General features: G+C 42.8%; 11 protein-coding genes. 2 read left to right on the top strand and 9 right to left on the bottom strand.

Translation table 11 applies throughout. The features are described 5' to 3' along the window. Positions 1-219 precede the first annotated feature (219 nt). The 9 genes from rodA to CHU92_RS07700 form a co-directional block, all read right to left on the bottom strand. On the bottom strand, positions 220-1,479 hold the full coding sequence (gene rodA, locus CHU92_RS07740) for a rod shape-determining protein RodA (RefSeq protein WP_094414276.1): 1,260 nt from the start codon (positions 1,477-1,479) through the stop codon (positions 220-222). Further along, complete coding sequence (gene mrdA / locus CHU92_RS07735) at positions 1,479-3,338, bottom strand: penicillin-binding protein 2 (RefSeq protein WP_094414274.1); 1,860 nt, start codon at positions 3,336-3,338, stop codon at positions 1,479-1,481. The genes rodA and mrdA overlap by 1 nt, the downstream gene beginning before the upstream one ends. Further along, complete coding sequence (locus CHU92_RS07730) at positions 3,335-3,841, bottom strand: rod shape-determining protein MreD (RefSeq protein WP_094414272.1); 507 nt, start codon at positions 3,839-3,841, stop codon at positions 3,335-3,337. Before CHU92_RS07730 ends, mrdA begins: the two co-directional genes overlap by 4 nt. After that, positions 3,834-4,661, bottom strand: a complete 828-nt coding sequence (gene mreC / locus CHU92_RS07725; protein WP_094414270.1) for a rod shape-determining protein MreC — start codon at positions 4,659-4,661, stop codon at positions 3,834-3,836. The genes CHU92_RS07730 and mreC overlap by 8 nt, the downstream gene beginning before the upstream one ends. A gap of 11 nt (positions 4,662-4,672) precedes the next feature. Further along, positions 4,673-5,701 carry a rod shape-determining protein gene (locus tag CHU92_RS07720; RefSeq protein ID WP_094414268.1) on the bottom strand — a complete coding sequence of 343 codons (1,029 nt, stop codon included), beginning with the start codon at positions 5,699-5,701 and terminating at the stop codon, positions 4,673-4,675. Between the two features lie 53 nt (positions 5,702-5,754). Beyond that, positions 5,755-7,281, bottom strand: a complete 1,527-nt coding sequence (purH, locus tag CHU92_RS07715) for a bifunctional phosphoribosylaminoimidazolecarboxamide formyltransferase/IMP cyclohydrolase (protein ID WP_094414266.1) — start codon at positions 7,279-7,281, stop codon at positions 5,755-5,757. Positions 7,282-7,724: 443 nt separating this feature from the next. Continuing rightward, positions 7,725-9,173 carry a glyceraldehyde-3-phosphate dehydrogenase gene (locus CHU92_RS07710; protein ID WP_094414264.1) on the bottom strand — a complete coding sequence of 483 codons (1,449 nt, stop codon included), beginning with the start codon at positions 9,171-9,173 and terminating at the stop codon, positions 7,725-7,727. A gap of 283 nt (positions 9,174-9,456) precedes the next feature. Then, entirely contained in the window at positions 9,457-9,819 is a 363-nt protein-coding gene (locus CHU92_RS07705) for a hypothetical protein (protein ID WP_129583030.1), read from the bottom strand. 115 nt (positions 9,820-9,934) lie between these two features. Beyond that, positions 9,935-11,320 (bottom strand): trypsin-like peptidase domain-containing protein, encoded by a 1,386-nt coding sequence (locus CHU92_RS07700; RefSeq protein WP_094414260.1) that lies wholly within the window; start codon positions 11,318-11,320, stop codon positions 9,935-9,937. 121 nt (positions 11,321-11,441) lie between these two features. Here CHU92_RS07700 and dapF point away from each other — a divergent pair, with 121 nt between their 5' ends. Both dapF and CHU92_RS07690 read left to right on the top strand, forming a co-directional pair. Continuing rightward, positions 11,442-12,224 carry a diaminopimelate epimerase gene (gene dapF / locus CHU92_RS07695; protein WP_094414258.1) on the top strand — a complete coding sequence of 261 codons (783 nt, stop codon included), beginning with the start codon at positions 11,442-11,444 and terminating at the stop codon, positions 12,222-12,224. Then, entirely contained in the window at positions 12,218-12,754 is a 537-nt protein-coding gene (locus CHU92_RS07690) for a GNAT family N-acetyltransferase (RefSeq protein ID WP_094414256.1), read from the top strand. The genes dapF and CHU92_RS07690 overlap by 7 nt, the downstream gene beginning before the upstream one ends.

Raw genomic sequence — 12,754 nt, 5'->3', positions numbered from 1 at the left:
GCACTAAAGAAATTTAATAAAATAAAAGTTTAAACCACTTCAATATATATATATTTCAACAAGATAAGAATGTTAAAGGTTTCATAAAATGTCAGTCAGTGCATGGTGCTGTTTAGGGCAGTGCAGCTAAGGTATCGCCTTCATAATTGGTTTGACGTTTTAGTCATAGCCACAAGTGGAGACTTATGAAGATACAGCTACCATTGTGAGTTACATGGTTTACCACTCATTCACCTTGTTGGCATCCATCTTAATAAAAATGAACAGCAAAATAGTAAAGGCCCATAGGCTGGAACCGCCATAGCTGAAAAAGGGGAGGGGTACACCTATAGTTGGGAACAGCTTTATAAGCATGGTAATATTTACAAAAAAGTGCATAAACAAAATGGAGGCTACACAATAGCCATAGGTACGGCTCATTTTGGATTTTTGCCGTTCGGCAAGGTAAATAATGCGCAAAAGCAGTGTTATAAATAATATAATCACTACTACTGCACCCACAAAGCCCCACTCTTCGCCTACTGTAGTAAATATATAATCCGTATGCTGTTCCGGCACAAAACCGCCCTTAGTCTGTGTCCCTTCAAGGTAGCCTTTACCAAACCAGCCACCGGAGCCAATAGCGATAAGGGACTGGTTGAGGTTGTAGCCTTCCGCCTGCTGGTTGATGTTGCCTTTATCGAACAGCACATTGATGCGGTCTTTCTGGTGGTCTTCAAGCACATTCTCAAAAACATAATCTACTGACAGGACGAAACCGGTCATGGCCACAAAAATAATAGCAGATAGTATAGGGTTCCTGAAAGCCCTCCGTGTAAAGAAGTATTGCAACAGTATGATTATGAGCGCAAATAATATGAGGTATACCGGTTTAATGAGCAATGCCAGAAGGAACAAAACTATGGCTATGGCCCCGGTAACCAGGTAAATACCGGGTAATCCTTCCCTGTATAATGCGAGTATAAGCGCTACAAATATCATGGCGCTTCCTGCATCAGGCTGCATCAATATGAGCGCAACCGGCAGGGCTATTATACCAAATGCCAGCAGCTGGTGATTGGTGTTTTTAAGGTTTATCTGTACATCGCTCAGGTATTTGGAGAGTACCAGAGACGTGGCTATCTTGGCAAATTCTGAAGGCTGGAAACCGAAGCTGCCAAAGGAATACCAGTTCGTTTGCCCTTTTATGGTGGACCCAAATGCAAAAAGCCCGGCCAAAAGTACTAATGAAAAAGCATAAAATACAAGTGCATACTTATCGTATATCTTTGCATCTACAGTAAGTACTACTACTATGATAGGGATACTCAGGATTATAAAAAATATTTGCTTCCCATAAGTATGCCCAATATCAAAGAAAGAAGTTTCCTCCGTAGGAAGTGAAGCAGAATAAATATTCATCCACCCCATTATTACCAGTACCGCATACAGCAGGATGGTAATCCAGTCTATATTATTGGTTACGCTCTGGTTTTTCATTATTTATTAATAGTAAATGGCTGGCCGCTAAGGTATTTATCGTATGTGGCTTTGAGGCCGTGTGTCATGATCCATTCTTCACGCGCTTTTTGCGTGACTTCTCCTTTAAGGTATTTCTCAATCATAAGGCTGGCTATGGGCCCTGCCCAGCGTGCGCCCCAGTAACCGTTTTCTACAAATACTGCTATGGCAATTTTAGGATTGTCGCGCGGTGCAAAAGCTACAAATATAGAGTGGTCATCAAGCTGGGTCCTGACACCGTTAATTTTGGCAAAGTTTTCAGCCGTACCGGTTTTACCGCAAATTTCAATGCCTTCTACTTTCAGGTGGCTTGCAGTACCAAAATTATATACATCAAACAAGCCATTGATAACCGGCCTGAAATGCTGCTTATCAATAGAAGTATAATGCTTTGTGGTAAATTTTTTATCAATTTTACGTCCTTCAATCTTTTTTATGATGTGTGGCGTGTAGTACCAGCCTTCGTTTGCCACGGTTGCCATCATATTGGCCAGTTGTATTGGTGTCATGGCCACTTCGCCCTGGCCTATGGAATTAGATATAATAGTAGAACTTCTCCAGCCTCCGTTAGGATAAAACCTTTTATAGAATTTTGAAGTGGGTACGTGTCCTTTTCGCCCTGGTGGAAGGTCATAGCCTAGAAAATCGCCCAGCCCGAAACTCTTCATATGATTACTCCACGCGTTCAGGCCCTGTTCCGGTTTGGGGTATTTGTCAATTGTAAGTTTAAAGGTGCTCGCGAAGTAGGTATTGCACGATTTATAGATACCATTATGCAACTGTATAGAGCCGCCGGGGCAGTGGCATTTCATAAATGCGCCACGCCCGTATGAAAAACCGTGGTGGCACATAAATGTGGAATTCTCATCAATAACTTCTTCCTGCAGGCCTACAAGGCCGGTAAGAATCTTGAAAGGTGAGCCCGGGGGGTATTCGGCGAGAAGGCCCCTGTCATACAAGGGCTTACTGATAGTGTCTCTGTCAAGCATTAAGTAGTTTTTAGACCGCTCCCTGCCCACTAGTATGGCAGGATCATAAGAAGGCGCTGTAACCAGGGCCAGTATTTCGCCGGTTTTGGGTTCAATAGCCACGATACCGCCGCGTTTCTCAAACATAAGCGCTTCACCATATTTTTGGAGCTCTGCATCTATGGTAAGGGTTATATCCTGGCCCTGTACGGCAATAGTGTCATAAATGCCATTTTTGAAAGAGCCTATCTCACGGTTAAAACGGTCTTTCTGAATGTATTTTGCTCCCTTGACTCCCCGCAGTATTTCTTCGTACATTTCTTCTACGCCCTGCTTGCCGATGAGGTCGCCGCTTTTATAGTAAGGGTTCTTTTTGATAATATTATCATTTGCCTGGGCTATGTATCCAAAAATATTAGCCCCTACATTCACCTGATAATCACGCAACGATCGCTTTACGATATCAAATCCCTTAAACTTCCGTATCTTTTCCTGGAACGCCGCAAATTCTTTTTTGCTGAGCTGTGGCAGAAAAACTGATGGCAGCCTTGGGCTGTATACTTTAGCTTTCTTAACCCTTTCTATGAAATATTCTCTGGATATATTCAAAAGGGTACATATTTCCAGTGTATCAGTATTTTTCATCTCATTGGGTGTCACCATTATATCATAAGACGGCTGGTTGGCTACCAGCAATTTACCGTTCCTGTCATATATATAGCCTCTTTCCGGATATTCATATACTATTTTAATAGCATTATTATCTGATTTTTTTATATACGAGTCATCAAGTATCTGCAAATAAAAAAGCCTTGCTATGATTAGCACGGTAGCGGCAACTATAATTGTTGGCAGTAATATCTTTCTCATTGTTTGCCCGGCTTAATAAGGTAGATAATAGTTATACAAAGTATAAGCGTAAATACAGCTGATAATATTGTCCTAATCAGGATGTCAAGTATAAGGCTGAACCTGAAAATTTCTAAAAGGTATAAAATAAAATGGTGTGTTACAACACAAACTAGCATGAATGAAAACCGTTCCGGGGAAAGGCGGTCATTGATGCGTACCGTCTGGTACTCATAACTTATACCAAACGAAAACCTGAAAAACGATGGCCTTAGATATGCCAGTACCACACAGGCTACAGCATGAGAACCGCCAGAATTAAGGAACATATCAAGCATAAGGCCCATACAAAAAGAAGCCAGCAATAAACCCGCCCTGTTGCTGTTTACCGGATAAAGAAGAATAAATAAGATATATGGATACGGATTAAGGAACCCAAAGAGGTCCAGTTTGCTGAAAACAACCACCTGTAGCAGCAACAGTATCATAAACCTGGATATATTTATTATCAGGGTACTACTCATCTGACGTGGTTTCTTCTTGTAGTTTTATAATTTCTCTGCGGTCCTTGTTTTCTATAATATATACATGGCCAAGGCTGGTCATATCATTAAACAGCCTTATATCGAGGGTATAATAATTTGTCCGCTTATCAATATATACTTTTTCAATAGTCCCTACCGGTATATTTTCAGGAAAAATTTTTGATTCGGCACCAGTTACTATTGTATCGCCTTTCCGCACACTCGCCAGTCGCGGCACGTCTATAAGCTGTACAAATCCTGTGTTTTTGCCATTCCATGTCAGCGTGCCAAAATGGTTATTCTTCTTAATTTTTGCATTCAGCCTGAACTTTGAGTTAAGTACGCTGATTACCGTAGCATAGCTGTTCGATACGTTTTCCACTACACCAATAACCCCAAGGCTGCTTACAACACCCATATCAGGTTTCAGGCCGTCTTTTTTTCCGCTGTTTATGGTAATGTAATTTTCCGGCTTGTTATAAGAGTTATCAATAACTTTAGAATGGATGACGCTATAGTTTCCCAATACTGGCGGAAGCTTCATGCCCTTTGGATTAACGGTGTCTTTAGTGTTAAAAAGCATCTTTTTCAGTTGTGCATTTTCCTTTGCCAGCTGTTCATTCTGTTCGCGTAGGCTCAGGTATTCCTTCACATTATTGACCTGCTCATATACATAGCCGCTTACGGCGTTGGCCGATGATACGGCCTTGCTCCTGTGGTAGGAGTGGGACTGTATAGTAAGTGATAACGATATGCCCAAAAGCAGCAAAAACAGTAGTAAGATACTGTTTTTATATATAAAATTAAATATTTGCTGCATGGGTTACTTCGTTATTTTATAAGTATGCTCCTGAATTTTTGTATGTTTTTTAGTGCCATTCCCGTTCCTCTTACAACCGCCCTCAGGGGGTCTTCTGCGATATAAACTGGCAGGTCCGTTTTTTGAGATATCCGTTTGTCAAGCCCCCTTAGCATTGATCCGCCACCGGCAAGGTAAATACCGGTATTGTAAATGTCTGCTGCAAGTTCTGGCGGTGTCTGAGACAGGGTTTCCATTACCGCATCTTCAATACGCTGTATGGACTTATCAAGCGCCTTGGCAATTTCCCGGTAGGATACATCTACCTGCTTCGGCTTGCCTGTCAGCAGGTCACGCCCCTGTACCGACATTTCTTCCGGCGGGGCCTCAAGGTCTTCAATGGCAGCACCGATGGTAATCTTTATTTTTTCTGCAGTGCTTTCCCCAACAAAAAGGTTGTGTTGGGTCCTCATGTAGTATACAATGTCATTTGTAAATACGTCGCCTGCAATCTTTACAGACTTGTCACACACAATACCGCCGAGGGCAATAACTGCAATTTCGGTAGTACCGCCGCCAATATCCACAATCATGTTCCCTTTAGGCTGCATAATATCCACACCAATACCAATAGCGGCGGCCATAGGCTCGTGTATGAGGTAAACTTCTTTACCATTTACCCTTTCGGCCGACTCTTTTACGGCACGCATCTCCACTTCGGTAATGCCTGAAGGGATACAGATAACCATCCGCAGGGCCGGGGTAAAAAGTTTCTTTTTTAGTGCCGGTATGCTTTTGATAAACATGCTGATCATTTTCTCAGAAGCGTCAAAATCGGCAATAACCCCGTCTTTGAGCGGGCGTATAGTTTTTATGTTTTCATGGGTTTTACCCTGCATCATGTTTGCTTCCTTGCCTACGGCAATTATTTTACCGGAAACACGGTCGCGTGCCACTATAGAAGGGCTGTCTATTACAACTTTGTCATTATGTATGATGAGGGTATTTGCGGTACCAAGGTCAATGGCAATGTCCTCGGTCATGAAATCAAAAAATCCCATACTGTTTAAGGGTATTATATTTATAATAAATTAAGCCTACAAAAGTAATAAAATTAATGTTTAAAATGACGGGTTCCGGTAAATACCATGGCAACATTATTTTCGTTGCAGTAATTTATGCTCAGTTCGTCTTTTATGGAGCCTCCGGGCTGAATGACAGCGGTTATCCCGGCGTGTTTTGCCAGCTCCACACAATCAGGGAACGGGAAAAATGCATCGCTTGCCATAACGGCCCCGTTAAGGTCAAAGTTAAACGAGCGCGCCTTTTCAACAGCCTGCCTTAGCGCATCAACTCTCGATGTTTGCCCTGTGCCAGAGGCCAGGAGCTGGCCGTTCTTTGCAAAAACTATAGTGTTGCTTTTGGTGTGCTTACATATTTTTGACGCGAATATCATGTCATCCACTTCCTGTGCCGTTGGCTCAGTAACAGTAACGGTTTGCAGCATAGCCTTATTGTCGGTTATACTATCTTTATCCTGTACCAGCAACCCGTTAAGGCAGGTACGCACCTGTTGCTGCGGAAGCTCCACATCATGCTGTACCAGCAGTATCCTGTTTTTCTTCTCCTGTAAAATATCAATAGCGTCAGCATCATAGCCCGGCGCAATAACCACCTCGCAGAAAAGCTTGTTTATTTCTTCAGCGGCAGCTTTGTCAATAGTAGCATTCGCTATCAGCACGCCCCCAAAGGCTGAGGTAGGGTCACCGGCAAGCGCGTGAAGATAAGCCTCTTTTACGGTAGGCCTTGTAGCCAGCCCGCAAGCGTTGTTGTGCTTGAGTATAGCAAAGGTAGGCGCGTCATTTTTAAATTCCTGCATCAGGTTTACCGCGGCATCTACATCAAGCAGGTTGTTGTATGACAGTTCCTTGCCATGCAGCTTGGTAAACATTTTGTCAAACTCGCCAAAAAAGAATCCTTTCTGGTGCGGGTTCTCGCCATACCGGAGCACCTGGCCGCCGGACACGCTTTGTTTAAAATAAGTAGCGTCAGTATTAAAATAATTGAAAATAGCCGTATCGTAATGCGATGACACATGGAAAGCCTTAGTGGCGAACATTTTTCGCTCCTCAAGCGTGGTAGCGCCATTATTTTTTGTAATGGTTTCCAGGAAAAGGCTGTAGTCCTCAACAGAAGCTACTATAACCGTATCTTTAAAATTCTTGGCTGCGGCACGTATCAGTGAAATGCCGCCTATATCAATCTTTTCGATAATATCCTGTTCTGAAGCGCCCGAAGCCACCGTTTTTTCAAACGGGTACAGGTCAACAATTACAAGGTCTATTTGCGGAATATCAAACGCTTCCATCTGCTGTACATCCAGTTCGTTGTCCTGGCGGTTCAGGATGCCGCCAAATATTTTGGGATGCAGTGTTTTAACCCTGCCACCCAGTATAGAAGGGTAGGAAGTAACCTCTTCAATTGCTATCACGGGGATGCCAAGTCCTTTAATAAAAGTCTCGGTGCCGCCGGTAGAATAAATAGTTACGGATTGCTGGTGAAGTTTCCTTACAATTGGCTCCAGCCCCTGTTTATCGAATACTGAAATAAGGGCGGATGAAATGGTTTTTGTTGTGTTCATTGTGTTGTGTGTTGTGAAGGTGCAAAAGTAGGTAATGTTAGGGAAACAAAGTAGTGTGTATCAGAGTAATTTTATCCTCTTGTATGAAGGGCATTGGCTGCCCTGAAAACATTGGGGGAACTGCTCCATGCCTGCATTTATATATTGCCGCGACTCCTGATAAGCAATGGCTTCTCACGGTAGCCCCGATGGAGGCGGCATCCTCCCCGCCGCCCGCTTTCGCGGCGGGGAGATAGAGCTGAGAGCGGGATGTGCGATTACAAAAGTGCGCTTAGCCGGCTGCTCCTGATTAATATCTTTACAGCCAAATCAGGATGAAAATCAAAGTTTTTGCAACTGCAATCCTTGTGCAAAGGGGCAATTTTGTACGCCTGGAATGGTTTTAAATAAAAAATCCACACGATGCAGGTGTGGATTTGTAGTTATGGTTTCCGGGTACATTTTTAATAATAAGTGAACCTGCGTACTTTAGCAATATACTTGGCCAGTCGAATAACCTGGTGGCTGTAGCCATATTCATTGTCATACCATACATACAGTACAATGTTTTTACCATCAGCGCTCACTATTGTAGCATTGCTGTCGTAGATGGCAGGCTGCGCAGTGCCTACAATGTCGCTTGATACCAGTTCGTTGCTCATGGAATATTTAATCTGCTCTACAAGCTCCCCTTCAAGCGCATACTTTTTCATTATATTGTTCACTTCGGCAATGCTTGTTGTTTTTTCTACTTCAAGGTTTAGCACTACCAGCGACCCGTTTGGTACCGGTACCCTTATGGCATTTGATGTGAGTTTACCGGCCAGTGAAGGCAAAGCCTTGGCTACAGCGCTTCCGGCTCCTGTTTCGGTAATTACCATATTGAGGCCTGCAGCCCTGCCGCGGCGGTATTTCTTGTGCATGTTGTCTACAAGGTTCTGGTCATTAGTGTAAGCATGTATAGTTTCCAGGTGTCCCTTAACAACACCGAGTGTGTCTTCCACAGCTTTAAGCACAGGGGTTATGGCATTTGTAGTACATGATGCCGCTGAAAAAATACTCACTTTGTCAGGGTTATAATCATTATGGTTTACGCCATAAACAATGTTTGGGACACCTTTTCCGGGAGCGGTTAAGAGTACTTTTTCAACGCCTTTTGATGCCATATGGCGCTGGAGTGCTTCTTCTGTAGTAAATGCTCCGGTATTATCAATGAGCAGGGCATCTTTGATGCCGTATTTTGTATAATCTATTTCTTCGGGCGAATTAGCCGTTATTATATGCACTGTTGTACCATTAATTATCAGTGCGTTATTTTCGGGGTCTGCTATTACAGAACCCTGGAAGTCCCCATGGATAGAATCATAGCGCAATAGTGATGCCCTTTTCTCAAGCAGTACGGCGTCGTTCTTGTCACGGGTAACAATAGCGCGCAGCCTCAGCTGGGTTCCTTTGCCTATCTTGCTCATCATTTCCCTGGCCAGCAGCCTGCCTATACGCCCAAATCCATATAATACTACATCTTTCGGCTTAATTTCCTGGCTGGTTTTTGCATCTTTAAGTTTATCAATTACAAAGGCTGTAGCGTCATTATACTTATCATCTTCAAGATGGTACTCATAGGTAAGCCTGCCGATGTCTATACGGGAAGGCGGGAGGTCGAGCGATTCTATAGCGCGGGCAATCTCAACTGAATCAAATACGTTGATGGGCTTTTGCACAAATTCGCCTGCATATTCATGAAGGTTAATTATATCGCTGACGTTCCTGTCAATAAGCTGGTTCCTGAACAGTACAAGCTCTATGGATTTATCGTACCAAAGGTCGCTTACAATTTTTATAAATTCTACGCCAGCCCTTCGCCTGTCTGCCTGGAATGAAAGTTCCTTTTCGTATAAAACATTATTATTCATGAAGATAAAAAATTAAGTACATGTTATTTTAGTGCAAAAGTATAGATTTCAAACGTTTTCGTAAAATATATTTTTATGCTTTTTGCCTTAACTTATACAAAGCACGCTATTTAAAAAATTTTATCAGGGATGAAATAAGCTCTATACTTTCCGGTGTAATCAATTTTTTATGTTATACTTATAAATTACGATTGGGAGTGCCGTGTCATAAGTTATGTTTTCTAAACGGAAGGGTAAAATTGAAAAAAATAATTGTAAAGCTAATAAAAACAGCAGCCCGGCCTTAGTAAAGGTTTTTTATTTGTTTAAACTTTTTTGATGCGATAAACCCGGCTACGGGATATATTACGGCTGCTATAAAGAACATAAGGGGAAGGAATTCGTTACCTTCCCGGTGCAGTACCAGCGCCACGGCCATAAGGGCAGGCGCTTCAAGATAAAAGCAGGTAATGCCGGCTTTCCTGCTTCTCATCCCCAGCCTCCTACGGAAGGTGATGATTATAAGTGCGGTGGCAGCCAATACTGAGATTATAGTGGCCGGGATATATTGATCCCTTCTGTAAAGGTCAAATGCCTTAAGCAGGAGTACCAATACCGTAAGTAAGTGGAGTGCCGTTTCAAGCTTTTGTGTTTTTTTCTTTTTCACGCCGAAATATTTCTTGTCTAAAAGTAAATAACCTATAGCCACACAATGTTTTATAAACGTTATGTAATGTTTATAAAATCATACGCCCCTGTGGTTGCAGGGGCGTATGGTGTTTTTACATTATAAACCGAACGATTTGCCCGTTCCGGGTAAGCATTTCCACCCTTACCCTGTCGTTAGGGCTTTTGTCGGATAATAATTTTGAAACTGTTTCAATATCCTTAGCCTTTACATTGTTTACACTCAATATTATCCCGTCTTTCAGTTCTTCATAATACGGCATGTACTGCTGGTCGGTTATATCTTTTATTTTAACGCCATAGTCAATATTGAAGCGTTTTTTTTCAGCAGGAGACAGGTCTTCAAGCTCAAGCCCGCTATAGCTGTAAATTTCATTTTTAGAGAGTTTTACCGGTACCGTAAGGTCTTTGCCGTTACGGCGGATACCCACCTTAACAACGTCATTAGGCCTCTTTGTGACTATTGCGGCATTAAGGTCTGAAAATCCTGAGATTGGGCGTTCATCTATCTTAATAATGATATCACCTTTTTTTATGCCGGCTTTTTCTGCGCCCGAATCCTTGACAACACTGTTCACATAAAAACCCTGTGTTTCATTAATTCCCAGTTCTTTTGAGGCAGCGCTGTTAAGTTCGCCGCCCTGTACGCCCAGCACGCCACGCTGTACGTTTCCAAACTCCATAATATCTTCGATTATTTTTCTTGTGATATTGGAAGGTACGGCAAACGAATAGCCCACATAAGAACCGGTCATAGAAGAAATCATGGTGTTGATACCGATGAGTTCGCCACGGGTGTTTACGAGTGCGCCGCCGCTGTTGCCGGGATTAACGGCAGCATCAGTTTGTATGAACGACTGGATGCCGTCTTTGCTGAGATTCCTTGCCTTTGCAGATACAATACCCGCCGTGACGGTTGAAGTCAGGTTATAGGGGTTGCCAACGGCAAGTACCCATTCGCCTACTTTTATGTCATCAGAATTGCCAAAAGTAGCATACGGAAGTTTATCGCTGGTTTCTACTTTGAGCAGCGCAATATCCATTTTAGAGTCAGTACCTACAAGTTTTGCTTTATACGATTTGTTGTTGTTAAGGGTTACTTCAAGCTCTGAAGCATTCTGTACCACATGGTTATTAGTAACAATGTAGCCGTCTTCTGTAATTATTACCCCGGAACCGGTACCTACCTGGGCCTGTTGCTGCCCACCACGATAGCCATAAAAGAACTCCAGCATAGGGTTGCTGGGTACTGTCGTGTACGATACATTTTTGACGTGCACTACAGTATGTATGGCTTTATCTGCCGCTTCAGTGAAATCTACGGCTTCAGGGCCCAGGCCAACAGTACGTGTAAAATTGATTGGCGGAGCTACTGATAAAGCAGACGAAGGCTTATCATTATCAAATATCAGTTTATAGGCTCCAAGCGTAGTAGCACCACCAAGCATGGCTACAAAAAATAAACCTGAAATTTTTTTCATAATCAAAACAGTATTTAATTTTTCAGTTTAAAATTATACGATATTATTACTTTTTCAAAATCGGCGGCATCCATTTAAAGTGTCGTTAATATTTGTACTTTTGCTGTAATATCTACAAAAAATGCTGCACACTTTTTATAAATACCAGGGTACCGGGAACGATTTTATTTTGGTAGATAACCGCAACAATATATTTCCCAAAAATGATACCAAACTTGTTAAATTCTTATGCGACCGCAGGTTTGGTATCGGCGCAGACGGGCTGATACTTTTAGAGAACGCAGGCGATGCTGATTTTAGTATGGTTTACTATAATTCTGACGGGAATGAGAGCAGCATGTGCGGTAACGGCGGGCGCTGTATAACCGCTTTTGCCCGTGACCTGGGTATTATTGATGAAGATGCCAATTTTGCAGCAGTAGACGGCCTCCATCATGCTACTATTGATGACAACGGTATTGTATCGCTACAGATGAAAGATGTGCATACCGTGTCAGTTTATGAGGATTATGTTTTTCTTGATACCGGTTCGCCACATCATGTGGAAATGGTAGAAAACCTGCCTTCATTTGATGTTAAGGGCGTGGGGGGCCAAATTCGTTACAGCGGGCTGTATGGCGATAAAGGCTCTAATGTAAACTTTGTAAGCCAGACAGGGACTGACAAATTTTCAGTACGCACTTATGAGCGGGGGGTTGAGGACGAAACGTTGAGCTGCGGTACCGGAGTAACGGCTGTAGCACTGGCTATGAAAGTTACCGGGCGGACAGATTCTGATAAAGTTACACTTGAAACTCCGGGTGGGGAGCTGTCCGTTTCGTTCCTGCAGGACGGTAAACAGTTTACCAATATTTTCCTTACAGGCCCGGCACGTTTTGTATTTAAAGGAAAAACAGCATGGTAACACTTAAAGGTGATAAAGCGTATCTCAGGGCGCTTGAGCCGGAAGACCTAGAATTTGTATATGCTATTGAGAATGATGAGTCCATGTGGAAGCTGAGTAACACGCAGGCTCCTTACAGCCGGTTCCTCATACGAAGCTACCTGGAAAATGCCCACCAGGATATTTACCAGGCCCGCCAGTTAAGGCTGGCCATCTGCCTTACCGAAGATAATACAGCCGCAGGGCTTATAGACCTTTTTGATTTTGATCCTGATAACCGCAGGGCAGGTATAGGAGTTGTGCTGCTGGAACGCTACAGGAACAGGGGGATTGGGAAAGAGGCGCTCAGGCTGCTTGTCGATTATTCTTTTACCCACCTCAGGCTCCGCCAGCTATACGCAAATATAGATGTTTCCAATACGGCCAGTAAAATGCTTTTTACTAATTTTGGCTTCCGGTGTGTGGGTGTTAAAAAAGAATGGAATAACCGGGGTACTTATTTTGAAGATGAAGAACTCTATCAGTTGATTAATAACAATAAAACTATATAA

Origin of the sequence: Flavobacterium cyanobacteriorum, assembly GCF_002251835.1 — a bacterium.
Classification (GTDB): domain Bacteria; phylum Bacteroidota; class Bacteroidia; order Flavobacteriales; family Flavobacteriaceae; genus Flavobacterium; species Flavobacterium cyanobacteriorum.
Note: the sequence above shows the minus strand (reverse complement) of the source record. Positions and strands in the feature narration are given on the sequence as shown.